At 67.0% G+C, this 24,846-nt stretch carries 27 protein-coding genes; 16 read left to right on the forward strand and 11 right to left on the reverse strand.

Going from position 1 to position 24,846, the window contains the following annotated elements; genetic code table 11:
* Nucleotides 1-136: 136 nt before the first annotated feature.
* The 6 genes from HDC94_RS06285 to ilvA are packed head-to-tail and all read left to right on the forward strand — an operon-like array spanning nucleotide 137 to nucleotide 6,468.
* Entirely contained in the window at nucleotides 137-1,264 is a 1,128-nt protein-coding gene (locus HDC94_RS06285) for an ABC transporter substrate-binding protein (RefSeq protein ID WP_179495897.1), read from the forward strand.
* A 4-nt stretch (nucleotides 1,265-1,268) separates the two neighbouring features.
* On the forward strand, nucleotides 1,269-2,150 hold the full coding sequence (locus HDC94_RS06290; protein ID WP_308495644.1) for an ABC transporter permease subunit: 882 nt from the start codon (nucleotides 1,269-1,271) through the stop codon (nucleotides 2,148-2,150).
* A complete protein-coding gene (locus tag HDC94_RS06295; RefSeq protein ID WP_179495899.1) occupies nucleotides 2,138-2,965 on the forward strand; it encodes an ABC transporter permease in 828 nt (275 codons plus the stop codon). Before HDC94_RS06290 ends, HDC94_RS06295 begins: the two co-directional genes overlap by 13 nt.
* Nucleotides 2,962-4,035 (forward strand): ABC transporter ATP-binding protein, encoded by a 1,074-nt coding sequence (locus tag HDC94_RS06300; protein WP_179495900.1) that lies wholly within the window; start codon nucleotides 2,962-2,964, stop codon nucleotides 4,033-4,035. Before HDC94_RS06295 ends, HDC94_RS06300 begins: the two co-directional genes overlap by 4 nt.
* Before the next feature lie 56 nt (nucleotides 4,036-4,091).
* Entirely contained in the window at nucleotides 4,092-5,237 is a 1,146-nt protein-coding gene (locus tag HDC94_RS06305; protein WP_179495901.1) for an AI-2E family transporter, read from the forward strand.
* Nucleotides 5,230-6,468, forward strand: coding sequence for a threonine ammonia-lyase (ilvA, locus tag HDC94_RS06310; protein WP_179495902.1), 1,239 nt, complete (start codon nucleotides 5,230-5,232; stop codon nucleotides 6,466-6,468). Before HDC94_RS06305 ends, ilvA begins: the two co-directional genes overlap by 8 nt.
* 166 nt (nucleotides 6,469-6,634) lie before the next feature.
* Here ilvA and greA read toward each other — a convergent pair whose 3' ends face one another.
* On the reverse strand, nucleotides 6,635-7,120 hold the full coding sequence (gene greA / locus HDC94_RS06315; protein ID WP_179495903.1) for a transcription elongation factor GreA: 486 nt from the start codon (nucleotides 7,118-7,120) through the stop codon (nucleotides 6,635-6,637).
* Between the two features lie 81 nt (nucleotides 7,121-7,201).
* The gene (locus tag HDC94_RS06320; RefSeq protein WP_179495905.1) at nucleotides 7,202-7,621 is read right to left on the reverse strand and encodes a DUF4307 domain-containing protein; all 420 of its coding nucleotides are present in this window, start codon (nucleotides 7,619-7,621) and stop codon (nucleotides 7,202-7,204) included.
* A 37-nt stretch (nucleotides 7,622-7,658) separates the two neighbouring features.
* On the opposite strand from HDC94_RS06320, the gene HDC94_RS06325 reads away from it, so the two are divergent.
* Nucleotides 7,659-7,916 carry a hypothetical protein gene (locus tag HDC94_RS06325; protein WP_257021635.1) on the forward strand — a complete coding sequence of 86 codons (258 nt, stop codon included), beginning with the start codon at nucleotides 7,659-7,661 and terminating at the stop codon, nucleotides 7,914-7,916.
* On the opposite strand, the gene HDC94_RS06330 is transcribed toward HDC94_RS06325, so the two are convergent.
* Nucleotides 7,913-8,653: a hemolysin III family protein gene (locus tag HDC94_RS06330; protein WP_179495907.1), complete on the reverse strand. Its 741-nt coding sequence runs from the start codon at nucleotides 8,651-8,653 to the stop codon at nucleotides 7,913-7,915. The two genes, HDC94_RS06325 and HDC94_RS06330, sit on opposite strands and share 4 nt — an antisense overlap.
* Before the next feature lie 63 nt (nucleotides 8,654-8,716).
* Between HDC94_RS06330 and HDC94_RS06335 the strand changes: the two genes are divergently transcribed.
* From HDC94_RS06335 to HDC94_RS06355, 5 genes are all read left to right on the forward strand, one after another.
* Nucleotides 8,717-9,502 carry an isoprenyl transferase gene (locus HDC94_RS06335; protein ID WP_179495909.1) on the forward strand — a complete coding sequence of 262 codons (786 nt, stop codon included), beginning with the start codon at nucleotides 8,717-8,719 and terminating at the stop codon, nucleotides 9,500-9,502.
* Nucleotides 9,499-10,626, forward strand: a complete 1,128-nt coding sequence (locus tag HDC94_RS06340) for an aminotransferase class V-fold PLP-dependent enzyme (protein WP_179495911.1) — start codon at nucleotides 9,499-9,501, stop codon at nucleotides 10,624-10,626. The genes HDC94_RS06335 and HDC94_RS06340 overlap by 4 nt, the downstream gene beginning before the upstream one ends.
* 211 nt (nucleotides 10,627-10,837) lie before the next feature.
* The gene (locus HDC94_RS06345; RefSeq protein WP_179495913.1) at nucleotides 10,838-12,190 is read left to right on the forward strand and encodes a PhoH family protein; all 1,353 of its coding nucleotides are present in this window, start codon (nucleotides 10,838-10,840) and stop codon (nucleotides 12,188-12,190) included.
* Nucleotides 12,191-12,306: 116 nt separating this feature from the next.
* Nucleotides 12,307-13,068: a hypothetical protein gene (locus HDC94_RS06350; protein WP_179495915.1), complete on the forward strand. Its 762-nt coding sequence runs from the start codon at nucleotides 12,307-12,309 to the stop codon at nucleotides 13,066-13,068.
* A 62-nt stretch (nucleotides 13,069-13,130) separates the two neighbouring features.
* Entirely contained in the window at nucleotides 13,131-13,673 is a 543-nt protein-coding gene (locus HDC94_RS06355) for a prepilin peptidase (protein WP_179495917.1), read from the forward strand.
* Here the strand turns inward: HDC94_RS06355 and HDC94_RS06360 are convergent.
* Genes HDC94_RS06360 through xseA form a run of 5 tightly spaced genes read right to left on the reverse strand, consistent with a single transcriptional unit; the run spans nucleotide 13,670 to nucleotide 17,854 of the window.
* The gene (locus HDC94_RS06360) at nucleotides 13,670-15,064 is read right to left on the reverse strand and encodes an aspartate ammonia-lyase (protein WP_179495919.1); all 1,395 of its coding nucleotides are present in this window, start codon (nucleotides 15,062-15,064) and stop codon (nucleotides 13,670-13,672) included. The genes HDC94_RS06355 and HDC94_RS06360 overlap by 4 nt on opposite strands.
* Nucleotides 15,065-15,114: 50 nt before the next feature.
* Nucleotides 15,115-15,723, reverse strand: a complete 609-nt coding sequence (locus HDC94_RS06365; protein WP_179498879.1) for a carbonic anhydrase — start codon at nucleotides 15,721-15,723, stop codon at nucleotides 15,115-15,117.
* A 32-nt stretch (nucleotides 15,724-15,755) separates the two neighbouring features.
* Entirely contained in the window at nucleotides 15,756-16,385 is a 630-nt protein-coding gene (locus tag HDC94_RS06370) for a DUF4245 domain-containing protein (protein ID WP_179495921.1), read from the reverse strand.
* Complete coding sequence (locus tag HDC94_RS06375) at nucleotides 16,385-16,603, reverse strand: exodeoxyribonuclease VII small subunit (protein WP_179495923.1); 219 nt, start codon at nucleotides 16,601-16,603, stop codon at nucleotides 16,385-16,387. The genes HDC94_RS06370 and HDC94_RS06375 overlap by 1 nt, the downstream gene beginning before the upstream one ends.
* Before the next feature lie 3 nt (nucleotides 16,604-16,606).
* A complete protein-coding gene (gene xseA, locus HDC94_RS06380) occupies nucleotides 16,607-17,854 on the reverse strand; it encodes an exodeoxyribonuclease VII large subunit (protein ID WP_374757281.1) in 1,248 nt (415 codons plus the stop codon).
* A 34-nt stretch (nucleotides 17,855-17,888) separates the two neighbouring features.
* Between xseA and HDC94_RS06385 the strand changes: the two genes are divergently transcribed.
* From HDC94_RS06385 to HDC94_RS06400, 4 genes are read left to right on the forward strand one after another with little or no spacing between them, the layout of a single operon-like run.
* Complete coding sequence (locus tag HDC94_RS06385) at nucleotides 17,889-18,986, forward strand: 4-hydroxy-3-methylbut-2-enyl diphosphate reductase (protein WP_374757265.1); 1,098 nt, start codon at nucleotides 17,889-17,891, stop codon at nucleotides 18,984-18,986.
* Entirely contained in the window at nucleotides 18,983-19,480 is a 498-nt protein-coding gene (locus HDC94_RS06390; RefSeq protein ID WP_179495927.1) for a DUF6264 family protein, read from the forward strand. Before HDC94_RS06385 ends, HDC94_RS06390 begins: the two co-directional genes overlap by 4 nt.
* A gap of 9 nt (nucleotides 19,481-19,489) precedes the next feature.
* Nucleotides 19,490-20,716 (forward strand): sensor histidine kinase, encoded by a 1,227-nt coding sequence (locus HDC94_RS06395; RefSeq protein WP_179495929.1) that lies wholly within the window; start codon nucleotides 19,490-19,492, stop codon nucleotides 20,714-20,716.
* On the forward strand, nucleotides 20,703-21,845 hold the full coding sequence (locus HDC94_RS06400) for a hypothetical protein (RefSeq protein ID WP_179495931.1): 1,143 nt from the start codon (nucleotides 20,703-20,705) through the stop codon (nucleotides 21,843-21,845). Before HDC94_RS06395 ends, HDC94_RS06400 begins: the two co-directional genes overlap by 14 nt.
* 16 nt (nucleotides 21,846-21,861) lie before the next feature.
* Here the strand turns inward: HDC94_RS06400 and fbaA are convergent, their stop codons facing one another.
* The 3 genes from fbaA to rmuC all read right to left on the reverse strand — a co-directional run bounded on the left by fbaA (nucleotide 21,862) and on the right by rmuC (nucleotide 24,815).
* Nucleotides 21,862-22,887, reverse strand: a complete 1,026-nt coding sequence (gene fbaA / locus HDC94_RS06405; protein ID WP_179495934.1) for a class II fructose-bisphosphate aldolase — start codon at nucleotides 22,885-22,887, stop codon at nucleotides 21,862-21,864.
* Between the two features lie 86 nt (nucleotides 22,888-22,973).
* The gene (locus tag HDC94_RS06410; RefSeq protein ID WP_179495936.1) at nucleotides 22,974-23,426 is read right to left on the reverse strand and encodes a hypothetical protein; all 453 of its coding nucleotides are present in this window, start codon (nucleotides 23,424-23,426) and stop codon (nucleotides 22,974-22,976) included.
* A 6-nt stretch (nucleotides 23,427-23,432) separates the two neighbouring features.
* Entirely contained in the window at nucleotides 23,433-24,815 is a 1,383-nt protein-coding gene (rmuC, locus tag HDC94_RS06415; protein ID WP_179495938.1) for a DNA recombination protein RmuC, read from the reverse strand.
* Nucleotides 24,816-24,846: the final 31 nt, after the last annotated feature.

Consider the following 24,846-nt stretch of genomic DNA (forward strand, 5'->3'; position numbering starts at 1 on the left):
TGACACCGGCTGTTCGCCGCGCGTTAAGGCACGCTCGACCAACCATTACCCGAACCTCCGTACCGTCACACGCGGGCATCCGGCTCCTATCGCTCTTCCACAGCCTGAGCGACCGGATGCACGAGGAGAGGAACCCTTGACCACCAAGCGCATTCTCGCCGGTGTGGCACTCGCTGCCGTCACCGCGATCACGCTCGCCGCCTGCGCACCCGCCGGCGACGCACCCTCCAGCGACGTCGACGCTGCGACCGCCACCGACCTGTCCGCTTTCGGCGACCTGGCCGGCCTCGAGGCCGCAGCCAAGGCCGAGGGCGCGCTCAACGTCATCGCGCTGCCGCGCGACTGGGCGAACTACGGCGAGATCCTCGACCTGTTCGCCGAGCGCTACCCGGAGATCACGATCACTGAGGCATCCCCCGACGCATCGAGCGCCGAGGAGATCCAGGCCGCGGAGAACCTCGCCGGCCAGGACACCGCTCCCGACGTCTTCGACGTGGGCCTTGCGGTCGCCCTCAGCAGCACGGACCAGTTCGCGCCCTACAAGGTCGCGACCTGGGATGAGATCCCGGACGCCCTCAAGGAGGAGTCGGGTCTCTTCGTCGGTGACTACGGCGGTTACATGTCGGTCGGCTACGACCCCGACACCGTGCCGGCACCCGAGTCGCTCCAGGACCTGCTCGGCGCCGACTACCTCGGCAAGGTCGCCATCAACGGCGACCCGACCCAGGCTGGCGCCGCGTTCGCGGCGGTCGGCATGGCCACCGTGCAGAACGACGGAACGCTGGATGACTTCACGGCGGGCATCGACTTCTTCTCCGAGCTGAACAAGGCGGCCAACTTCCTCAAGATCGACCCGACCGACGCGACCATCGCCTCGGGTGAGACCCCCGTCGTGTTCGACTGGGACTACCTGAACGCGGGCTACGCGGCATCCCTCGAGGGCCAGCGCAACTGGGAGGTCGTGGTGTTCCCCGGCACCGCCTACGCCGGTTACTACAACCAGGCCGTGAACGTGGATGCACCGCACCCCGCCGCGGCACGCCTGTGGCAGGAGTTCCTCTACAGCGACGAGGTGCAGAACCTCTGGCTGAAGGGTGGCGCTCGCCCGGTCCGTGCTGACGCCATGGCGGAGGCCGGCACCATCGATGAGGAGCTCTTCGCAGCGCTTCCCGTCGTTGAGGGTGACACGGTCGTTCCGACCGCCGAGCAGAGCGAGGCCGCTGGCGTGCTCCTCGGTGAGAAGTGGGCAGCTGCTGTCCAGTAACACTGTGACCGGTGATGCCCCGCGGCGTTCGCGTCGCGGGGCATCCCGCCTGTCCATCCTCGGTCTTGCGCCCTTCGCGGCGTATGTCGTGCTGTTCCTCGGCCTGCCGACGATGCTCGCGCTGAGCACCGGCTTGTTCGACGGGGACGGTGCCTTCACCACGACGAACCTCGAAGCGCTCGTCGACCCGGTCATTGTCCGCACCTTCTGGAACTCGATCTGGCTCTCGGCACTCACCGCCGTCATCGGAGCCGTCGTCGGTGCCGCGGCCTGCTACGCACTGCTCGATGCGAAGCCCGACGGCCCCCTCCGCACCGTCGTCGACTCGATCTCCGGTGTGCTCGCCCAGTTCGGCGGCGTCATGCTCGCCTTCGCGTTCGTGACCCTCATCGGCACGCAGGGCCTGCTCCGTGTGATCCTGCAGAACAATTTCGGCATCGACATCTTCGCGAGCGGCGTCTGGCTCTATGAGGTGCCCGGCCTCGTGCTGCCCTACATCTACTTCCAGGTGCCGCTGATGATCATCGTCTTCCTGCCGGCGCTGGAGGCTCTCAAGCCGCAGTGGGCGGAGGCATCGGCAACCCTCGGTGGCACCCGTGCCACATACTGGTGGCGCATCGGGATGCCCGTGCTCGCGCCGAGCTTCATCGGCTCGTTGCTCCTCCTCTTCGCCAACTCGTTCTCGTCCTACGCGACGGCCGCGGCCCTCACGAGCCAGGGGCAGGGCATCGTGCCCCTGCAGATCCGTGCCGCCCTCACGAGCGAGACGGTGCTCGGCCGGGAGAACCTCGCCGGAGCCCTCGCGCTCGGGATGATCGTGGTCATGGTCGTCGTGATGGTCATCTACTCCGTCTTCGAGAGAAGGGCTTCACGATGGCAGCGGTGAACCGCAGGCTGCAGCGCGCCCACCACCCGGGCCCGACCGCGGCAACGCGCACGATCATCCTCGTTGTCATCACGATCTTCTTCGCCCTGCCGCTCGTGAGCATGGTCGAGTTCACGCTCCGCGGCGGACTCGAGGGCGGCTACACGATCGATCGCTGGGTCACCGTCTTCACGGGGCAGCTCGGCCCCGAGTTCAACCAGTTGTGGATCGCGATCGGCAACTCGCTCGTGCTTGCGGCGGTGACGGTCGTCATCATGCTCGTGCTGCTCGTGCCGACGATGATCCTCATCAAGCTCTCCTTTCCACGGTTGCGCCCCGTCATGGAGTTCATCTGCCTGCTGCCGATCACGATCCCCGCGATCGTGCTCGTCGTGGGCCTTGCTCCCGTGTATCGCGTCGTGTCGTCGATCTTCGGCAGCGGCGTGTGGACCCTCGCCTTCGCCTACGGCATCCTTGTGCTGCCCTATGCGTACCGGGCGATCCAGGCCAACCTGGACTCGATCGACGTGAAGACGCTCAGTGAAGCCGCGCGGTCGCTCGGGGCGGGATGGGGAACCGTGCTCTTCCGAGTCATCGTGCCGAACCTGCGCCGCGGTCTTCTCGCTGCATCGTTCATCTCGGTCGCGGTTGTGCTCGGTGAGTTCACGATCGCCTCGCTCCTCAACCGCATCAACCTGCAGACCGCACTTCTCGTGGTGAACAAGGCCGATCCCTATATCGCGGTGATCTTCGCACTCCTCGCGCTCGTCTTCGCTTTCCTGCTCCTCGTCATCATCGGTCGGCTCGGGTCGGCTCGTCGTAAGGACAACTCATGACCAACACCATTCCCGTGGCCCCCGCGATCGACCTCGAGCCCGTGTCGGGTGCGCGTGTGGAGCTCGCCGGCGTCGTCAAGTACTACGGGCCGCACCGTGCGCTCAACTCGATCAACCTCGCGATCGAACCCGGTGAGTTCATCGCGCTGCTCGGTCCGTCCGGCTGCGGCAAGACGACCGCCCTCCGGGCCCTGTCGGGGCTCGAGGGCATCGATGGCGGTGAGATATTGATCGACGGTGAGGATGTCGCATCCGTTCCCACCAACCGACGCGACATGGGCATGGTGTTCCAGTCGTACTCGCTCTTCCCGCACATGACGGTGCTCGAGAACGTGCAGTTCGGGCTGCGGATGCGCCGTGTCCCCGCCGCGGAGCGCAAGGGCCGCGCGGTGGAAGCGCTCGACATGGTCGGTCTCGCCCAGTTCGGGTCGCGCTACGCCCACCAGCTCTCGGGCGGCCAGCAGCAGCGCGTCGCGCTTGCCCGCGCTCTCGTCACCCGTCCCCGGGTGCTGCTCCTCGACGAGCCGCTGAGCGCGCTCGATGCCAAGGTGCGGGTACAGCTTCGCGACGAGATCCGCCGCATCCAGACGGAGCTCGGCATCACTACCGTCTTCGTCACCCACGACCAGGAGGAGGCGCTCGCCGTCGCCGACCGGGTTGCGGTCATGCGCGATGGCGTGATCGAGCAGGTCGGAACGCCGGAGGAGCTCTACTCGACCCCCGCCAGCCCCTTCGTTGCGGACTTCGTCGGTCTCTCGAATCGTGTGGCTGGCGTCGCTTCGGCGGGCACGGCAACCGTGCAGGGCGTCGAGCTCGCTATCCTCGGCGCGCCCGTGCGGGACGGGGAGGTCACCGTCTACATCCGCCCCGAGGACATCGCCTTCGCCACCGAGGGGATTCGGGCCACCGTCGTGGCATCCAGCTTCCTGGGGTCGCTCAGGCGCACCCAGGTACGCCTGGAGGATGACACGCTGCTCTCGATCCAGCACGAGGTGGACGTGCGCCATGAGCCGGGGGACTCCGTGCACCTGCGGCTCAAGGGTGCGCCCGTGAGCGCCGTACCCCGCTAAGGGGCGAGCGGGCGGCATCCGGCGCGTCCGGTGACGGACGAGCCTAGACTTGCTCAGTGATCTTCGGAAAGCGCACGAGCGCGTCGCAGCCCACGGGCGAGAACGACCTCGTCGCGCCCGGCCTGTCGATCGCGGCGGCCTACGCGTGGCGCATCCTCGTGGTGCTCGGCCTCGTTGCCGTGCTGGTGTTCCTGGTCATCGAGTTCCGGTACATCGTCGTCCCATTCTTCGTGGCGATCCTCCTCGGCGCGCTGCTCGTGCCGTTCGTCAACTTCCTCCGTCGGCACCGCTGGCCCAAGGGCATAGCGATCGCGGTCGCCATGCTCGGCACACTCGGTATCGTCGCTGGGCTCGTCATCCTCGTGGTCACCCAGGTGCGGTCGGGATACCCCGACCTGCAGGCCAAAACGATCGTCGCCTACGAGAACCTCAAGGTCTGGTTGCTCGACTCCCCGCTTCACCTGACGGATGCCGACATCAACGAGTGGGTCGGCGGGCTCTGGGAGGCGATCCAGCGCGACAGCGGGGTGCTCGTCAACGGGATCCTCTCGGTCGGGTCGACCGCGGGTCACGTCGGAGCTGGCATCCTTCTGGCGCTCTTCGCGACACTCTTCATCCTCATCGACGGTCGGGGCATCTGGAACTGGATCGTCAGGCTCTTCCCGAAGCGGGCGCGGCCAGCTGTCACCGGCTCCGGTGAGGCTGGATGGATCACGCTCACGACCTTCGTCAAGGTCCAGATCTTCGTCGCCTTCGTTGACGCGGTCGGCATCGGCCTGGGTGCGTGGATCCTCGGGCTGTTCTACGGCGGCTTCCCGCTCGTGATTCCCATCGCGGTCGCCGTGTTCCTCGGTTCCTTCGTCCCCGTGGTGGGTGCGCTCGTCACGGGCACACTCGCTGTGTTCGTCGCGCTCGTTTACCTCGGCCCCTTTCCCGCGGTTCTCATGCTCGGCATCGTGCTGCTCGTGCAGCAGATCGAGGGACACGTGCTCCAGCCGCTCATCCTCGGCACGGCGGTGAAGGTTCACCCCCTCGCGGTGGTGTTCGCGGTCGCCGCGGGAGGGTTCACCGCGGGCATCCCCGGAGCGCTGTTCGCCGTCCCGATCGTCGCCGTCGCCAACGTCATGGTCAAGTACATCGCGGGCGGCACGTGGCGCGTTGTTCCCCATCCCACCGCAAAGGACATCCTTCCCCATGCCTGATACCGCTCTCGTCGGTCCACGACTCGTCGACTTCGAGGCCGCGCGCGACCGGATCGCCACGGTCGTCAACGTCACGCCGATGGAGAGTTCGCGCTACCTCGGCGACGTGCTGGGCGCGCCGGTCTACCTCAAGTGCGAGAACCTCCAGCGCACGGGCTCGTACAAGATCCGCGGCGCGTACAACCGCCTCTCGCTGCTCAGCGACGAGGAGAAGGCGCGCGGCGTCGTCGCCGCGTCGGCAGGCAACCACGCCCAGGGTGTCGCCCTCGCCGCACGCGAGCTCGGCATCAAGGCCACGATCTTCATGCCCCTCGGCGTCCCGCTGCCCAAGCTGCAGGCCACGAGGGACTACGGGGCGGATGTTGTGCTCCGAGGCCACACGGTAGCCGAACCGCTCCTGGCCGCCGCCGAATTCGCCCGCGAGACCGGCGCGGTGTTCATCCACCCCTTCGACCACGTGGACGTCATCACGGGCCAGGGCACGATGGCTCTCGACATCCTGGACCAGCAGCCGAACGTCGATACTGTCGTCGTGCCGATCGGCGGGGGAGGGCTCATCTCTGGCCTTGCCAGTGCGATCAAGCAGCGCGCGGCACTCGACGGTCGCACGGTGCGGGTCATCGGTATCCAGGCGGCGAATGCCGCCGCGTACCCCATCTCCCTCGCGGAGGGTGAGCCGACCGAGATCACGGTCTTCCCGACCATCGCGGACGGCATCGCAGTGTCGCGCCCCGGGTCGCTCAACTTCGACATCATCAGCAAGGTCGTGGACGAGGTCGTCACGGTGACCGAGGACGAGATGGCTCAGGCGCTGCTCGTACTGATCGAGCGGGCCAAGCTCATCGTGGAGCCCGCCGGTGCCGTGGGGGTTGCCGCGATACTCGCGGGCAAGATCACGCCGACGGGAACCACCGTCGTGGTGCTCTCGGGCGGCAACATCGACCCGTTGGTCATGGAACGCGTGATCAGCCACGGGCTCGCGGCATCCGAGCGCTACCTGAAGCTGCGCATTCCGCTGCCCGATCGCCCCGGCCAGCTGGCGCGTGTCTCCGCGATCGTGGCCGAGTGCAACGCGAACGTCGTGGAGGTGCTGCACACGCGCCACAACGGCGGCCTGCAGATCAGCCAGGTGGAACTCGAGCTGCACATCGAGACCCGCGGCCCCGAGCACGCCGACCAGGTGCTGGCGGCGCTGCGCGCCGAGGACTTCGAGCCCCGCGTCGACTTCTAGCGCCGGTCGCGCCTAGCGCCACACCAACCACCACTCCTTTTGCTTTTCTCCGGAGCTTTCGGCCTGAACTCACACCAGTTACCCAAGCACAGGGTGATTCCGTCCAAACCTCCGGAAAAGAGCGATCTCAGCAGGGATGCGTGGGCACACCGCACCTAGGCGCCGGCTACGGGATGTACGTCTCCACCTTGAGCACCTTCACGGTGATCGAGCGCCCGTTGGGGGCCGTGTAGCTGGTCTCGTCGCCGGCGCTCATGCCGATGATCGCCGTGCCGAGCGGGCTGCCCTCGCTGTACACGTCGAGGTCACTGTCGCCCACGATCTCCCTGCTGCCGATGAGGAACGTCGACTCGTCGCCGAGGATCGTCGCTGTGACGAGGGTGCCGGGCGCAACCACGCCTGTGGACTCGGGCGCTTCACCGACCACGGAGTTGCGCAGAAGCTCGGTGAGAACACGGATGCGCGCCTCGATCTTGCCCTGCTCCTCCTTGGCGGCGTGATAGCCGCCGTTCTCCTTGAGGTCACCCTCCTCGCGGGCCGCCTCGATCTTCTTCGCGATCTCGAGCCGGCCCTCGCCGGAGAGCGACTCGAGCTCCGCGTTCAGGCGGTCAAAGGCTTCCTGGGTCAGCCACGTGACGTTACTGTCGGTCACAGCGTCTCCTTACATGAACGAAACCGGCCACGGTGGGCCGGTTCCTGGGGTGTAGCGAGCAAATGGATGTAGCTGTAGAGCCTAGGTGAGCCAACAGCGGTAGATCAACCCGGTGACGGCCCGCTCCGAGGTGCGGACCTGCTCGGTGAAGGTGCGGATCGTGTCATCCGACGGCGGGATGTCCACCACGCGCCATCCCACGATCGCGTAGGTGCTGTTCAGCGCCTGGACCGCGCAGGATGCCGGCAGCCCCGGGTCCACCGTGAACTGCCACGTGACACTCACCAGGGAGTCACTCTCGATGCTGTGCGCGGTGTCCTTGGCTTCGAACTGCGCGTTGGGTGTCAGGATCCCCGCCCACCAGAGCCACGCCCCGAACACGACGGCGAACGCGATGCCCGCAACGATGGCGATGATCCGGGTCCTGCGGGCCTGTGACGTCGTGCGCCCGTAGCGGGCGGCAAGCGGGCTGTCGTGCTCGGTGGGCGCAGGGGATGTCACAGGTGGCTTTCGTTAGGCTTACCCAAGGTTAACGCGGATGGAGCCAGGCAACACCATGAAGACGCTGTGGACGATCGACCCGACCCCGACGCCGATTCCGGCGTTCGAGGGTGACCCCAACATCGTCACGCCGGGAGTTGTGGGCTTCGCCGTCACGTTCCTCATCGCCGTGGCGACCGTGCTCCTCGTGATCGACATGACCCGTCGCATCCGCCGGGTTCGTTACCGCGAGGAGATCCGCGAGCAGCTCGTCGCCGAGCAGGAGCTTTCCGCGAACGATGGCGACACGCGCTAGGCGAGTACCGGCGGGTTGATCGCGACGAGCAGGATCGCGACCCAGTGGCACAGGAACGCCAGCAGGGTGCAGAGGTGGAACAGCTCGTGGAAACCGAACTTGCCCGGCCAGGGGTTGGGGCGTTTCAGGCCGTAGAACACCGCGCCCACCGTGTAGAGCAGGCCACCGGCGATGATCAGTGACATCGTGACGGGTGCCGCCTGGAAGAAGTCGACGATGAACATCATCGCGGCCCATCCGAGGATCACGTACAGGGGAACGTAGAGCCACCGCGGAGCCCCGATCCAGAAGATCCGGAAGCCGATACCGAGCAGCGCACCGCTCCACACCAGGACAAGCAGGATGGTGGCCTTGTCGGCTGGCAGGCACAGCACAGAGAGCGGCGTGTAGGACCCCGCGATCAGCAGGAAGATATTGGCGTGGTCGAAGCGCTTGAACGTCGCCTTGACCTTGGGGCTCCAGTTGATGCGGTGGTACAGGGCCGAGATGCCGAACAGCAGCAGGGAGCTGGCGAAGAAGATCGCGGAGCTGACCTTGGCTGCGACGCCGTCGGCGAGAACCACGAGGATGACGCCGAGCGCGATGGCGAGCGGGAAGGTGCCGGCATGAATCCATCCGCGCCAGGTCGGCTTGGCGTCGATGGCCTGGTACTCGATCGCGTCCTCGAGGAGCGGGAGGTTGGGGAGCTCAGCTGCCGGGTCTTCGTCGTGCTGGGAATCGGTATCGCTGAGCGCCATGGCGCCAGTGTATGGCCCCCGACTGGCGGGCGGCTGAACGCCCGGGTGGACTAGCGTAGGCGTGTGAGTGAGCGCCAGGCGGTATTTGGGCGCGGGCTACTGTACGGGCTCTACCAGCGCAGGCTGCGCCGTCAGTTGTCCGCCGGGGAACTCCCGCACCATGTTGCGATGATCATCGACGGCAACCGTCGGTGGGCGAGGTTGCGCGAGCTCGAGACGGCGGCCCACGGACATCGCGCCGGTGCCGCGAAGTACCGCGAGTTCCTGGAGTGGTGCGACGACCTCGGCATCTCGGTGGCGACTCTCTACCTTCTCTCGACGGACAACCTGACCGGTCGGACGCCCGAGGAACTCGACGGGCTCTTCGAGATCATCGGTGACCTGGCCGACGACCTCTCGCATTTCCGGGACTGGCGTATCCAGCACGTCGGGTCGCCGGAGGGTCTGCCCGAGTCGCTGCGCCAGCGCCTTGCCGAGGCGGAGAAGCGCACGGCATCCAACACCGGTCTCCACGTGAACCTCGCGATCGGCTACGGGGGGCGGCGCGAGATCGCCGACGCGATGCGCAGCATCGTCCAGAAGCACGAGAACTCGGGCGGCACGCTCGACGCGCTCGCCGAATTGCTGACCCCAGAGCTCATCAGCGAGCACCTGTACACAGGAGGCCAGCCGGACCCCGACCTCATCATCCGCACGTCGGGCGAGCAGCGCATCAGCGACTTCATGCTCTGGCAGAGCGCGCACAGCGAGCTCTACTTCGTGGAGGCACTCGGACCCGACCTGCGTGAGGTGGACTTCCTCCGCGCCATGCGCGCGTACGGCACGAGACACAGGAGATTCGGGCAATGACGGAACTAGCGATCGTCGAACTCGACGAACAGTTCACCGATGAGCCGGGGTATCTGGACTTCGCACGCATCGGGCCGATCGGCAGGCCGGCCCGTGACGAGGAGTCGGCCCAGTCGAGCCTCCTCGGACGTGCCCGCTTCGGCACTCTCGCCTCGTTCGAGGAGCAGGATGCCCGCTCCCGGGCCGCCGTTGCGACCCTCCTCGGCTTCGGCCCCGAGCAGGTCGTGTTCCAGCCCAGCACGAGCCAGGCCATCACCCAGGCGCTCTTCGGTATCGAGGGTGAGATCCTCATCTCCACGAACGAGTACCCGAGTGTGACGGTCGCCGCGGACCGTGCCGCAGAGGCTCTCGGATCCCTCGTGCCTGTGTGGTTCACGCCCGAGCACGGGCACGTCACCCCGGATGTTCTCCGCGACACCCTCACACCGGACACCGCCGCCGTCGTGGTGAGTCTCGTCGACTTCCGCACCGGGTACCGCATCGATCTCGAGGAGGTGCGGGAGGTCATCGGTGACCGACTGCTCGTGCTCGACGCCGTGCAGGGTTTCGGCATCCTCGACGTGCCATGGCATCTCGCCGACGTGATCGCCTCCGGTGGCCAGAAGTGGACACGAGCAGGGGTCGGCACAGGATTCCTTGCACTGAGCGAACGGGGGGCTGAGCGCATCCGCCCGGTCCTCAGCGGGTTCGCGGCATTGCAGGGTTCGTCGGTCGACCCCCTGGAGACCCCGGAGCCACCGCGGGGTGCGCAGGCTTTCCAACTCACGCGCCCCGATCCGGTGGCGGCTGCACGGTTCTCGGCGTCGCTGGAGGAGCTCGCCGCTGTGGGAGTGGGCACGATCGGTGCGCGCATCACCGAGAACGTCACGCGCATCATCGACCTCGCCGACGAGTTCGGTCTCCCCGTCGTCTCGCCGAGGGATGAGGCCGAGCGCGCTGGAATCGTCGTGATCGAGCCACCCGAGCACCACCTCACGTACCTCGCGGCGTCCTTGCACAACCACGGCGTCACTGTCACAGCGCGCGGTACTCGCGTTCGGCTCTCGCCACATGCGACGACCGACGAGGAGACTTTCGCGATGTTGCGGGCAGCGCTCATCTCGTATGGCACCGTCGCGGTCTGACCGTCGCGTGACGGCACGGAGCCGTTAACCTGACTGTCACATCAGAAGGGCGTGTCGTCCCTTCCCCGTAACGAAACCGGCCTAGTTTCAAGTCATCAGGTATGGCGCCTGATCGAGACGGCCACGTAAGTTCGTCTCGCGATCTGTGCTCACCCACAGCGGCCGTCTTGCGGATACGGATCCGGGGATTCTCCTCGGGGATGGAGCGCACGTGGCCGAGCTAGCCCAGCCAAAGCAGGACAACACCAAGGCACAGGCGGGGGGCTCGGATACACGCGAGCGCACCTACGTGCTCGATACCTCGGTGCTACTGTCCGACCCGAAGGCCGTTTTCCGATTCGCGGAGCACCATGTCGTGCTCCCGGTGGTCGTGATCACGGAACTCGAAGCCAAGCGCAACGATCCCGAGATCGGGTATTTCGCACGCCAGGCCCTTCGCAATCTCGATGAGCTCCGCGTGCAGCACGAGCGCCTCGACTTCCCCATCGCCGTGGGCGACGGGGGCTCGCTCCGGGTGGAGCTCAACCACTCCAACATGTCCGTCCTGCCCTCGGGCCTCCAGCTCGGCGACAACGACTCTCGCATCCTTGCCGTGGCAATGAACCTCGCCGCCGACGGGCTCGAGGTCACGGTCGTCTCGAAGGATCTGCCGCTGCGTGTGAAGGCGGCATCCATCGGTCTCGCTGCCGAGGAGTACCGCGCCGAGCTCGCCGTCGATTCCGGCTGGACCGGCCAGGTCGAGATCGACCTCGGCTCCGACCAGATGGCCAAGCTGTACGACGAGGAGGTGCTCCACACGCGCGCCGTGCAGGACCTGCCCGTCAACACCGGTCTCATCGTGCACTCCGACCGCGGGTCGGCCCTCGGTCGTGTCACGGGCCGTGGCGAGTTCCGGCTCGTCCGGGGAGACCGCGACATCTTCGGCCTTCACGGGCGTTCCGCTGAGCAGCGCCTCGCCATCGACATGCTCCTCGACCCCGAGGTCGGCATCGTGTCGCTCGGCGGACGGGCGGGAACCGGAAAGTCGGCTCTCGCGCTCTGCGCCGGGCTTGAGGCCGTCCTCGAGAAGCAGCAGCACCGCAAGATCATGGTGTTCCGTCCGCTGTACGCGGTCGGAGGCCAGGAACTCGGATTCCTCCCGGGGGATGCCGCGGAGAAGATGAACCCGTGGGCGCAGGCCGTGTTCGACACCCTCGGCTCGGTGGTCTCGCAGAACGTCCTCGACGAGGTGCTGGAGCGGGGGATGCTCGAGGTGCTGCCTTTGACCCACATCCGTGGCCGCTCCCTCCACGACGCCTTCGTGATCGTCGATGAGGCGCAGTCCCTCGAGCGGAACGTGCTGCTGACCGTCCTCAGCAGGATCGGCCAGAATTCGCGGGTCGTCCTCACGCACGACGTCGCCCAGCGCGACAATCTCCGGGTCGGCCGTCACGACGGTGTCGCCTCGGTGATCGAGACGCTCAAGGGTCACTCACTCTTCGGGCACATCACGCTCACCCGCTCGGAGCGCTCCGCGATCGCGGCGCTCGTAACCGAGATGCTCGAGAGCAACGAACTCGCCTAGCTGAGCGTCAGGATCGGTGAGGTCTCGGGTCGCCGGGGCCCCACCGATCCTGACAATTGGTCGGATCGCACCCCCTGGTGTGGGCGCTTCGGCTCACGACCCCGTAAAGTCGATGCGTGGCATGGGTCTTCGGTGTGCTGGCGGTAGCGCTGGCAGTGTTCCTCCTGTGGACCCTCATCGCCCCGCGGGGCCAGTGGCGGGCCCTCGTCGGCTGGAGCGTCGGCGACATCCATCGGGATGAGCCCAGCGGCACCGCCTATGCCCTGCGACGTCTCGGTGCGGGCCTCGGGCTGCTCGGCATCCTGACGGTCTCCGGCATCGCCATCGCGCCGACCCTGCAGACCACCGCGGCAAAGTCACCGTCGGAGGGTCCCATCGAACTCATGTGGGGCGGTGTCCGACCGTATGTCGTCGACCGCATCATCACGCCCCTCGGCGCCCCCTCCGGCAGCTTCGTCGAGATGCCTGTCCTGGGTTTCCAGAGCTTCGCCGACGGCACGCCGACCTACGTGGCACGCCTCGACGACTTCCGCCTTCTCGGTCGCGACTCGCCCCCCGGCTACGTCGGCGACCTCCCGCCGGTCGGCAATGGAGCGCTCGACTTCGCGGACATCGTCATCAACGTCCGTGGGCCACTGCTGTGCATCCCGCGCGAGGTCGTCATGGTCGAGTCCGAGGCGGACATCCGCGTCGGGGTGTTCTACGGCCTGCCCCAGGGGCCGGAAGGCGCCGAGGGCGACAGCGTGGCGGGATGCCCGACGAACGCCGCTGTGACGGGATCCGTTCTCATCCCCCTGCAGCTGAGCGCACCACTCGATGACCGGCCGATCCTGAACCTCGCGGGCGAACCGATCGATGAGGTCGGCATCATCGACTGATCGGGCGTCAGGCCTGTGGATGCTCGCCGCAACGCGCGTCCGGGCGTCCCTACAGTCGCCGCATGCCCAGTCTCGACACCCGCGATCCACGCGCGGCTACCCTCGACGGCTGGTCGCTGACGGCATCGGCCGTGCTCGGGGTGGCCACGCTGGCGACGGTCGGTCTCGACGCGAAGGCGATCCCTGCGCTCTACCTCGCCGCGGTGACCCCACCGCTCGTGTTCGCGGATGTCACGCAGCGGCGTCTCCCCAACCCGCTGGTGCTACCGGGCTACCCCGTGGTGCTCACTGCTCTCCTCGCGAGTGGACTCCGTGACGGGGAACTCCCCATCACCGCGTTCGTGGCCGGTGTGAGCTACCTGGTGGCCTTCGTCGCCCTGGTCGTCGGGGGAGGCATGGGGATGGGGGATGCGAAGCTCGCGGGTCTCCTCGGCCTGTCCGCGGGGCTGCTTGGTGTGGCACCAGCCGTGGCAACCGTGGGCGCGGCGTTCCTGCTCGGAGGGGTGAGCGCGATCGTCTCGGTCTGCCAGCGGTCAGGTGCGGGCATCCCGTTCGGCCCCCACCTGCTCGCGGGGTACTGGATTGCGCTGCTTCTCTTCGCCTAGCCCGGGTGGGTCATCGACATGACGTCGAGCGCCGTGTCGAGCTGTTCGAGCGTCACCTCGCCGCGCTCGACGAAGCCGAGATCGATCACGGCCTCGCGCACGGTCATACCCTGGGCGACGGAGTGCTTGGCGATCTTCGCTGCGGCCTCGTAACCGATGATCTTGTTGAGCGGCGTCACGATCGACGGGGACGACTCGGCAAGCGCCTTCGCACGGCTGACGTTCGCCTCGAGCCCGTCGATGGTCTTGTCCGCGAGTACGACCGTGGAGGTGGCCAGGAGCCTGATCGACTCGAGAAGTGCGGTGCCCATGACGGGGATGGCAACATTCAGTTCGAAATTGCCGGAGGCACCCGACCAGGCAATGGTGGCGTCGTTTCCGATCACGCGCGCACACACCATGAGTACGGCCTCGGGAACGACGGGGTTCACCTTGCCGGGCATGATCGATGACCCGGGCTGCAGGTCCGGGATGTGAAGCTCCGCCAGCCCGGTGTTCGGGCCGGATCCCATCCAGCGCAGGTCATTGCAGATCTTCGTGAGCGAGACGGCGATCACACGCAGGGCGCCGGAGGCCTCCACGAGGCCATCACGTGCACCCTGGGCCTCGAAGTGGTCGAGGGCCTCGGTGATCGGCAGCTGCGAGTCCTCGGCGAGCACCGAGATCACACGCTGCGGGAAGCCGGCCGGGGTGTTGATGCCCGTGCCCGTCGCGGTGCCACCGAGCGGCACCTCTGCAACGCGCGCGATCGTCGCCTTGACGCGCTCGATGCCGAGGCGAATCTGGCGGGCGTACCCGGCGAACTCCTGCCCGAGGGTCACGGGCGTGGCATCCATCAGGTGGGTGCGGCCCGACTTCACGACGGACTTCCACAGTTCGGCCTTGACCTCGAGGGATGCCGCGAGGTGCTCGAGCGACGGGATCAGGTCGTTCAGCAGCGCGCTCGTCACGGCGAGGTGCACGGACGTGGGGAAGACGTCATTCGACGACTGCGACGCGTTGACGTGGTCGTTCGGATGCACCGGCGAGCCGAGTGCGTCGCTGGCGAGCCGCGCGAGCACCTCGTTCATGTTCATGTTCGACGATGTGCCGGAACCCGTCTGGTAGACGTCGATCGGGAAGTCACCCAGGTGCTTGCCCGCGATGATCTCGTCGGCCGCTGCCACGATCGACTTCGCGATGCTGGGATCAATGATGCCGAGCTCGCCGTTGACGATCGCGGCTGCGCGCTTGATGCGGGCGAGGGCGATGATCTGTGCCGGCTCGAGGCCGTCACCCGAGATGGGGAAGTTCTCCACCGCGCGCTGGGTCTGTGCGCCGTACAGCGCGTTGGCGGGGACTCGAACCTCGCCCATCGTGTCGTGCTCGATTCGGAACTGCGTGTCGGTCACTTCGTGCGCATCTTTCGGTTCGGTCGGTGAATCGTCGGGGAAAAGTCGGTCTAGCCGACGGGGGCGTTCTCGAGTCCGACGGCGACGTCGGGCACAGCACGACCCTCGAGCAACTGGTAGTTGGCTCCCACGATGGCCAGCGTACCGGCGGCCACCGCCTCGCGGATCATCTCCGAGGATTCCAGCAGCTCGGAGATCGTGTCGCGCAGGTGCTCACGTCCGACGGCCTGCGCATCGATCGCTTCGGGATCGACTCTGCGGTACTGGGCGACGCGGCGCACGGCCGGGAGGATGGGCGCAATGAGGTTTGTGATGTGGGGCGAGAGCTGCGGAGCGGCAGGCCCCTGAGAGTCGATGGCGGCGCGAACGGCTCCGCACTCGTCATGACCGAGCACGACGATCAGCGGCACGCGGAGCACACCGACGGCGTACTCGAGCGACCCGACCACGGATTCGGAGATGACCTGTCCTGCGTTGCGCACGACGAAGAGGTCGCCGAGCCCCATGTCGAAGATGATCTCGGCGGCGAGGCGGGAGTCGCTGCATCCGAAGAGGGCGGCGTGGGGGAACTGCGCGGGTGCCACCTCCGTGCGGCGATCGACGTCCTGGCGCGGATGCTTCGGCGTTCCCGTGACGAAGCGCTCGTTGCCGTGCTCCATCTCGGCCCAGGCTTCTGCGGGGGTCTGTTCGCTCACTGTTCTCCCAACTCGGCCATGACGGCGAGGGCCATGGCCTGGAATTCGGCGTCCGACGCCGTGCCGTGGAGCACGATCGTCGAGCCGCCGATCACGGTGGACATGGCATAGGCGTGGTTGCCGGAGTCGCGGCCGCCACGGTTCTCGTAGAGCATCCACCGGGTGCCATCCACGTCAGCGGTGCCTGTTGACGACACGTCGTCGAGCGTCTCCGCGAGCCAGGTCGCGTTGGCGTCGATGCCCTGGTTGACCGCGATGAACTGGGTGTCCGGTGTCACGTAGCCGACGTACCAGGTCGGTACCTCGGACACGATCCCGAAGCGTGCTGCGTTGGCGGTCCAGCCCTCCGGCAGCACGGGAACCACGAGCGAGACACCGGCTCCAGGCTCAGCGTCGGCGGCGATCCCGGCAACATCAATCGGTTCCGCTGGGCCGGGGTCCGGCCGGACCACAACGAGCACCAGCAGGAGAACGACGCCGAGCGAGGCGACCGTGGCGATCACCAGGTTGAAGACCGTCTGGTTGCTGCGTCGCTTGGCCGCGGCCGCCGCGCGACGGTCCGCCGTCTCCTGCGGGGTCTCCGGCCTGCCCAGTTCCGCGACGATCCGGGGCTCGTTGGATGCCATTACTCGGCCGCTGCAGTTCTGGCGGCGTCGAGGCGCTCGCGCGCGCCCTTGAGCCACTCCTCGCAGCGGGCGGCGAGCAACTCGCCCCGCTCCCAGAGGGCCAGGGATTCCTCGAGGGTGGACGACCCCTGCTCGAGCTCGTTCACCACCCGGACGAGTTCATCGCGAGCCTCTTCATATCCGAGCTCGTTCACGTCGGCATTCGAGGGCGTTGACACGGGTTAGATCCTACCGTCCTGGTCGGAATCGACCGTGGTTGCGAGCGAACCCTCAGCAAGGGTCAGGGTGAGTCTCTCGCCGGACTTCGCCTCCGTCGCGGCACGCACGACGCGGCCGTCGGGAAGCTGGGCGATGGCGTACCCACGGTCGAGCGTGCGCTGGGGCGAGAGTGCCCGGAGATGCCCGGCGAGTTCGCCCACGCGCGCGGCGGAGCGTTCGACGGTCCGCTCCAGCAGGTCGCGTCCGCGCGAGACGTATCGGGACAGTTCGTCGGCTCGCGTATCGATGATCCAGCTGGTCGTGGCGAGCACGGGGCGCGACCGCAGTGCCTCGAGCCGGTCCACCTCGATCGAGATGCGGTGGGTCACGCGGGATCGGATGCTCGCGCGAGCCTGCCTCACTCGTGCAAGCTCCTCCGTGACATCCGGCACGACCCTCTTCGCGGCATCGGTGGGGGTGGATGCCCGCAGGTCGGCGACATCGTCGAGCAGGGGTCGGTCGGCCTCATGTCCAATGGCGCTGACGATCGGCGTGCTCGCCGAGGCCGCCGTGCGCACGAGCTGCTCGTCGCTGAAGACGAGCAGGTTCTGGAAGTCGCCGCCCCCGCGAGCGACGATGATCACATCGACGTCGGGGTCCGCATCGAGGGTGCGGATCGCGGCCGTCACCTCGGCGGCGGCCCGTTCGCCCTGGACCGCGGCGTGCACGACCCGGAAGTTGACCGCGGGCCAGCGCAGCTGGGCGTTGCGCAGCACGTCCTTCTCGGCGTCGCTGTCCTTGCCCGTGATGAGACCGATGCAGTGCGGGAGGAAGGGGAGGGGCTTCTTGTGCTCGAAGAGGCCCTCGGCCTTGAGCTTCTGGCGCAACCGTTCGAGCCGCTCGAGGAGGTCGCCGAGCCCCACGTGCCGCATGTCCGACACCTGCATCGTGAGCGTTCCGCCCTTGAGCCAGTAGTTGGGCCGCACGGCGGCGATCACGTGGTCGCCCTGCTTGAGGTCAGCCGGGATGCGGGCGCGAACGGAGGACCACACGGTGAAGGAGACTGTCGCGTCATCCTCGAGGTCCTTGAGCTTGCCGTAGACGTTGCCGCCGGAAGCACCCCACTGGGTGATCTCGCCCTCGACCCACGCTGTGCCCAGTCTCTCGATCCAGCCCTTGAGCTTGCTGGCGAGAGTGGAGACCGGCCACGGGGCATCCGGGGAGGAGGGTGCCTCTTCTATGGCCATGTGCCTGTCGCCAGCCTCTCTCAGGGGAACCGGGCGCCCGCCGCCCTAGAATCGTGGGGTGGGCACAATATCCAATGGCGCGAAAGCGACACTCGACCTGCCGCCCGTACCCGCTCGGCGCGAGCGGCTCAAGGATACCCCGGCACCCCGACCCAAGAAGGTGGTGCTGGCAGCACCCCGTGGATACTGCGCGGGTGTGGATCGTGCGGTGATCGCGGTCGAGAAGGCGCTGCGCAACTTCGGCGCGCCGGTGTATGTGCGCAAGCAGATCGTCCACAACATCCACGTCGTCTCGACTCTCGAGCGGCAGGGCGCGATCTTCGTCGACGACGTCGATGAAGTGCCCGAGGGTGCGCACGTCGTCTTCAGCGCGCACGGTGTCTCCCCCGCGGTCGTGCAGGGCGCGGCCGACCGCAACCTGCAGGCCATCGACGCCACCTGTCCGCTCGTCACCAAGGTGCACCGTGAGGCGACCCGCTTCGCCCGCGACGACTACCAGATCCTCCTCATCGGCCACCTCGGCCACGAGGAGGTCGAGGGGACCATGGGCCACGCTCCCGAGCGCACGATCCTCGTCAACAGCCCGGCCGATGCCCCCTTCATCGAGGTGGAGAACACCGAGCGGCTCGTGTGGCTCTCGCAGACCACGCTGAGCGTCGACGAGACCATGGAGACCGTTCGCCTTCTTCGGGAGCGCTTCCCCTCCCTGCAGGACCCCCCGAGCGACGACATCTGCTACGCGACCCAGAATCGCCAGGTGGCGATCAAGAAGGTGGCGGAGGAGGCCGAGCTCGTGATCGTGGTCGGCAGCGCCAACAGTTCCAACACCGTGCGCCTTGTCGATGTCGCGCTCGAGAACGGCGCACGTGCCGCCTACCGCGTCGACTACGCGAGCGAGATCAAGCAGGAGTGGCTCGACGGTGTCTCGACGGTCGGCGTGACGAGCGGCGCATCCGTTCCCGAGGTTCTCGTCCAGGAGGTGCTGAGCGACCTCGCCGACGCCGGTTTCGCGGATGTCTCGACCGTCGTCACCGCGGAGGAGGACCTCATGTTCTCCCTGCCCAAGGAGCTCCGCACCGACGCCGAGGGCAACCCTGACGAACGCGGACTCGGTGGCAGGGTGCGCAGGCTCGACTGGCAGGCCGGACCACAGTGACGGATGACCGGCCGAAGCCCCGCTGGGGCGAATACGCCGAGACACCTCCCGCGGTCGACTACCCGCCGCCGACCGTACCGTCCCCTGCGGGCCCGCCGCCCAGCTCCGACAAGCCCGAACCCCCTCGGAACACGCGCGACATTCTCATCACCACCGCGCTGCTCCTCCTGGGCGTCTTCGACGTCGCCTCGATGTGGTCCACCTTCTCGGCGCTCGGTACCCAATTGGGGCCCGCGTTCGAGCAACAGGGTGTGGGGGAGTTCACCTCCATCGCGCTCGCCAACAGCGTGGGAATGTGGCTCAACATCGCCCGCGCCGCCATACTCGTGGTGACGATCATCGTCTCGCTCGTTCTCATCTCGCGGGGGCGCCGGGCTTTCTGGGTGCCGCTGGTCGGTGGCGTGCTCGCGGCGATCGTTCTGCTCGTTCTGGTCAGCTACGTGATCCTGAACGACCCAGCATTCATGCAGTACGTCGGACAGTCTCGGGGTTAGGGGCAGCACATGCGGGTGGCGGTGCTTCCCCGTGAGGTCGCATCGCGCGTCATCACCAGCTCGCTGGCTCGGGCATTCGCTGCCGTGAACGTCACGAGCCTCGTGCTCACGGTGCCGATGCTCATCGCCTTCATGACCGATCGTGGGCACGCCGATGTACTGCCCGTGCCACTCGCGATCCTCGCCATACTCATCTCGCTCGCTGTGGGCGCCGCCGCGCGACCCAATCGCCTCTGGCTCACACTCTTCCTCGTCCTGGGCACGATCGGCGCGGCGGTATTCCAGATCGTCCTCCTGATGGCGGATCCGACGATGCAGGTGGAGGGCCTGTACATTCTGAACCGCCCCGCCGTCGCCCTCGTGCTGGTTGGGGTCACGGCATCCACTGTCCGGCAGGGGTTCGCATGGTCGCTTGTGGGCTTCGTGCTGTCCTACGTCGCGACGCTCGCCGCCTGTCTCGTCGTCGGCCTGCCGTTCGTACCCGGTTTCGGGGCGCTCTTCAGTCTCATCGCCACCTCGTTGTCCTACGGCGCTCTTGCGGGCATCCAGGCCCGGTTGCGCAGCAGGGTTCCGGACTTCGACGAGTTCGAGGAGCAGACCAGACGGATGGCACTCGCCGAGAACCTGCGCGCGAGGGTCACCGCTGCCGTCCACGACACCCTCCTCAACGATCTCTCCCTCGTCATGAACGCGCCGGAAACCCTTGACGATCGGATGAAGCAGCGCCTGCGTCACGACGTGCGCACCCTGACGAGCGCGGAGTGGCTGAGCGAATCGGCCGAGGTCATCGTCGATGACCAGGATTCGGTGCTGCGCAACAAGATCATGCAGATGATCAGCGAGCTGCAGTGGCGGGGCCTGACGGTGCACATCACGGGCAGCGGATCGCGCATCGTCCGGCTTCCCGATCATGTGCCCGACGTGATTGTCGATGTCGTGCGGGCCTGCCTCGAGAACGTGCTGCGGCACTCTGGAACGAACATCGCCGAGCTCGATCTGGGGGCCACGGAGAATGTCATCTCCATCGTGGTCACGGACAACGGCACCGGCTTCGACCCGAGCTTGATTGCGGACGATCGGCTCGGGCTCCGGACATCCGTTATAGAGCGGATTCGCTCCATCGGAGGCTCCGCGAGGATCTGGTCGACGCCGGGAGAGGGCACCTCGATCGTGATGGAAGTGCCCATCGAGGAGTACGTGGCCACTGATGAGGAGGCGATCCGTGGGCGCGCCTAAGCGGTACTTCCGCACCTCAGCACAGCAGGTGGACCCGCTGAGCTGGTTCACCGGCCCGTACCTCCCGCTGGTCTTCGCGGGCGGGATCTTCGTCTTCGGCACGACCATGACGATCATCACCTGGTCGAGCAGTGAAAGCCCCTGGCTGCAATTGGCCGGTCTCTGGCTGTGCGTGCTCGCGGGGCTGCTCATCTACGCAAGGACGCGGCCGCTCCAGGGACCACTCGGGTGGGGAACCGCGGCGCTCGCCCTCTCAACGGCAACGCTGGGGACCGCACTGTCGGCCATCGACTATGGCACCGTCGACATCAACCTCGGACTGTGGTGGGGTCCATCCGGCCCGGCGTTGCTGATTCCCGGGCTCGCGCCCTATCTCTCGACGCGGCGCATTCTCGTGTTGGGGATAGCGACGACGGTGGGAGTGGTGATCGTCTCCTCCGCGTTCATCACAACTGCTGCGGAGGCCATCGGCGAGGTCGTCGCGATCATCAGCTTCGCCTATCCGCCAGCGATGGCGACGGCGGGTGCCGCGCTGTTCTCCTACTCCGTGGTGAGTACTGTGCTCCCCATGCTCGAGAGCCCGTCGCGCATCAAGGTGGTCGGGCCCGTCGTCCGCGAGGAGGTCATCGCGGAGATGGAGCACGTGACCCTCGCTCGCCTCACCGCGCGCGCTGCGCCCTTCCTGATGGGGATCGCCGAGGCCGGCACTGTGACGCCCACCGACCGCGCCCTCGCCGGCCAGCTGGCGCGGCGCCTCCGGGATGATCTCGTCACGCAGGCCAACGAGAGCTGGCTCGAGCTCGAGGCCAAGGGATCCCGGCTCGTCGTCGTCGACCCGGATCGACTTGCCCGCGAGATGACGGCAGCCCAGCGCACCGCGCTATTGGCGCTCCTGCGGGCAACCCTCGACTTGCCGGAGACCGACAACCGATCGATGCTCATCGAGCTGCGCAAGGCCCCCGACGGGTCCACGGCGGTCGCCATGAGCATGGACATGGCTCTCCCCGAGGGTCGCCGGATCATGCACCTCGCGCCCTATTACCTGACGCTGAAGACCGCCGTCGACGATCTCACGTTCGATCGGCACCAGCTGACCTTCCGCATGGTGTCGACCAGCGGGAGGCGCTGAGCTCGAGCTCCCGGTTCTACTTGCCGGAGTGGCCTGCTGAACCGAGCTGGCGGGTGGCCTCCACGACGCGGGCGGCCATGGCCGACTCGGCGAGCTTGCCCCAGGAGCGCGGGTCGTAGACCTTCTTGTTGCCAACCTCGCCGTCGACCTTGAGGAAGCCGTCGTAGTTGCGCAGCACCGTGTCGGCAACCGAACGGCTGAACGCGTACTGCGTGTCGGTGTCGATGTTCATCTTGACGACACCGTTGGCCACGGCCGTTGCGATCTCGGCATCGGTCGAACCCGAGCCACCGTGGAAGACCAGGTCGAGCGGCTTGGGGCCGGTGCCGTACTTCGCGGCGAGACCGTCCTGGATCTCCTTGAGCAGCTCGGGCTTGAGCTGCACGTTGCCCGGCTTGTAGACACCGTGAACGTTGCCGAACGTGAGTGCCGCCATGTAGCGGCCCTGCTCGCCGAGCCCAAGTGCCTCGACCGTCGCGATCGCGTCCTCGAGGGTCGTGTAGAGGTGCTCGTTGATGTCGTGGCTCACGCCGTCCTCCTCGCCACCGACGACGCCGATCTCGACTTCGAGGATCGCGTCGATCGCCTTCATGCGAGGAAGGATCTGCTGTGCGATCTCGAGGTTCTCCGTGAGCGGCACAGCCGAGCCATCCCACATGTGGGACTGGAAGATCGGGTTGCGCCCGGCCTTGACCTCGGCCTCGGATGCCTCGATCAGCGGGAACACGAACCCGTCGAGCGCATCCTTCGGGCAGTGGTCGGTGTGGAGGGCGACCGTGATCGGGTAGTTCTTGGCGACCTCGGTCGCGAAGGCGGCGAAGGCGAGTGCGCCGGACGCACGTGCCTTCACGCTCTGGCCGGCGAAATAGTCCGCACCACCGGTGGTCACCTGGATGATGCCGTCGGAACCGGCCTCGGTGAGCCCCTGAAGCACAGCGTTGATGGTCGACGAGGTCGACACGTTGATCGCGGGGTAGGCGAAACCGTTCTTCTTCGCCTTATCGAGCATCTCGGCGTACTGGTCTGGGGTGGCTACGGGCATCGCGAAAGTCTCCTCAAAAGTTCCGGTCGTAAAGACTCGACCGCGTCCGAGTCTATTGAACCCGCGCCCCGCCCGTTTCCTGTATCTCAGGTGCGGGCAGCGCGTGCAGTCTGGAGCGACACGGTGATGTGGCCCACGCCGAGAACAACGGCCATCCCGGTGAGAAACCAGTTCTGCAGCCAGAAGCTCGCAGAGAGGAAGGCGAGGACGGGAGTGAGCGCTAGAGGAACAGGGATCGGTCCCAGTGGCGCGTAGAGAAGTCTGAAGTGCCGTCCCCCCAGGAGGTAGCGCAACCAGAGCGCGTAATAGAGGGCGACGAGAGCGATGAGCGCGATGAGCCAGCCCGGATGCCCCAGCACCGGCGTGACGACGACGGCGAGCACGAGGCATCCGACTTGTCCGACTCGTTCGAGCACGCCCGCGATCCTGCTGGTGCGGGGCGCGGGGGAGGGAGCATCGATCGGCGGGAACGGCAGAAGGAGAAAGCTCGGTGCGAGGATCGCCAGAGCAACGGGCAGGCCCGGAAGCGAGAAACCCATGTGCGACTAGGCCGTCTTCGACTCGCCCTCGACGCGAGCGATGTCGGGCAGCTCGAGCTCTGGCCGGTGTACGCCGTCGAGCTCATCGAGTGCGTTCAGTTCTAGCTCCACAGCGGTGAGTTGCTTGGCCGACTGCTCGACAGTCTTCGCGGTGCCGATGACCTTGGACTCGTCCAACGCGTTGAGCTTGCGCGCCGTGACAAGCACGCGGGTTTCGAGAGAGTTAGCGAACTGGTTGTAGCTGTTGACTGTCGAGTCGATCGAACGACGCAGCTTGTCGGCGTGCTCGGCGAGGGTGGCTAGGCGGCCGTACAGCTCCTTGCTGAGGTCGAACAGCGTCTTGGCCTGATCCGTCAGCACGTCCTGCTGCCAGGAGAATGCGACGGTCTTGAGAACCGACCACAGGGTCACGGGGGATGCCAGGGCGACCCGCTTCGCGAAGGCGTAGTCCATGATGCCCGGATCGGCCTCCATCGCCGAGGACACGAGCGACTCGCTCGGGATGAACGCGATGACCAGCTCCGGGGATGCCTCGAGCCCAGCCCAGTACGCCTTGCTGGCAAGCGCGTCGATGTGCCCGCGGATGACCTTGACGTGCTGCTTCATGAGCGCCTCGCGGCGCGCGGCCTCCTCGCCCGTCGCGGTGGCGGGGATCTGGTTCGCCTCGAGGTAGGCGGTGAACGGGACTTTCGCGTCGACGGCGATGTTCTTGCCGCCGGGCAGGTGGATGACCATGTCGGGGCGGCCGGCGCCGGCGTCCGAACTGATGCTGGACTGCACGTCGAAATCGACGCGCTCGATCAGGCCGGCGGCCTGCACGACGTTGCGCAGCTGGGTCTCGCCCCACACTCCACGCGTGGAGTTGCTGCGGAGCGCCGACGCGAGGCTCTCGGCTGTCGAGCGCAGGCGCTCCTCCGACTCGGTCGCCGACTTGAGTTGCTGGGCGAGCTCGCCGTGCTGGAGTGCGCGCTGCGCCTCGAGCTCGGTGACTTTGTTCTGCATCGTGCGGAGCGTCTCCTGCACGGGGGTGAGGGCCTGAAGCACCTTGGACTCGCGCTGCTCACGCTCAGCCTGCGCCTGGGCGTCCGTGCGCTGGCGATCGACCAGGAGGCGATACTGCTCCTGCGCGTCAGCGAGCTGCTCGCGGAAACCGTCCAGGCTGGCGGTCGCCGCAGCAAGCTTTGCCTGCAGGTCTGCACGAGCCGATGCCTCCTGCGCGCGAATCTCCGCTACGAGAGCGGCGTGATTCGCCTCGAGGAGGGCGCTGTTCGCTTCGAGCGCGGCCGGATCGATGTTGGCTGCGCGTGACTTGGCAACGAGGTATCCACCGACGACGCCGAGGACGATGCCGACGACGAGGCCGAGGAGCAGGGCAAGGATGGGATCCATGACGACAGTGTCGCAGTGACCGGGGACATTG

The sequence above is a fragment of the Leifsonia sp. AK011 genome (assembly GCF_013410945.1).
In the GTDB taxonomy this organism is placed as follows: Bacteria; Actinomycetota; Actinomycetes; order Actinomycetales; family Microbacteriaceae; genus Rhodoglobus.

Bases quoted from the DNA above. Each gene is read 5' to 3' on its own strand.
- HDC94_RS06295 (WP_179495899.1), top strand. From the start codon at position 2,138: ATGGCAGCGGTGAACCGCAGGCTGCAGCGCGCCCACCACCCGGGCCCG.
- HDC94_RS06300 (WP_179495900.1), top strand. From the start codon at position 2,962: ATGACCAACACCATTCCCGTGGCCCCCGCGATCGACCTCGAGCCCGTG.
- ilvA (WP_179495902.1), top strand. From the start codon at position 5,230: ATGCCTGATACCGCTCTCGTCGGTCCACGACTCGTCGACTTCGAGGCC.
- HDC94_RS06325 (WP_257021635.1), top strand. From the start codon at position 7,659: ATGGAGCCAGGCAACACCATGAAGACGCTGTGGACGATCGACCCGACC.
- HDC94_RS06330 (WP_179495907.1), bottom strand. From the start codon at position 8,653: ATGGCGCTCAGCGATACCGATTCCCAGCACGACGAAGACCCGGCAGCT.
- HDC94_RS06340 (WP_179495911.1), top strand. From the start codon at position 9,499: ATGACGGAACTAGCGATCGTCGAACTCGACGAACAGTTCACCGATGAG.
- HDC94_RS06355 (WP_179495917.1), top strand. From the start codon at position 13,131: ATGCCCAGTCTCGACACCCGCGATCCACGCGCGGCTACCCTCGACGGC.
- HDC94_RS06365 (WP_179498879.1), bottom strand. From the start codon at position 15,723: ATGGAGCACGGCAACGAGCGCTTCGTCACGGGAACGCCGAAGCATCCG.
- HDC94_RS06370 (WP_179495921.1), bottom strand. From the start codon at position 16,385: ATGGCATCCAACGAGCCCCGGATCGTCGCGGAACTGGGCAGGCCGGAG.
- HDC94_RS06395 (WP_179495929.1), top strand. From the start codon at position 19,490: ATGCGGGTGGCGGTGCTTCCCCGTGAGGTCGCATCGCGCGTCATCACC.
- fbaA (WP_179495934.1), bottom strand. From the start codon at position 22,887: ATGCCCGTAGCCACCCCAGACCAGTACGCCGAGATGCTCGATAAGGCG.
- HDC94_RS06410 (WP_179495936.1), bottom strand. From the start codon at position 23,426: ATGGGTTTCTCGCTTCCGGGCCTGCCCGTTGCTCTGGCGATCCTCGCA.
- rmuC (WP_179495938.1), bottom strand. From the start codon at position 24,815: ATGGATCCCATCCTTGCCCTGCTCCTCGGCCTCGTCGTCGGCATCGTC.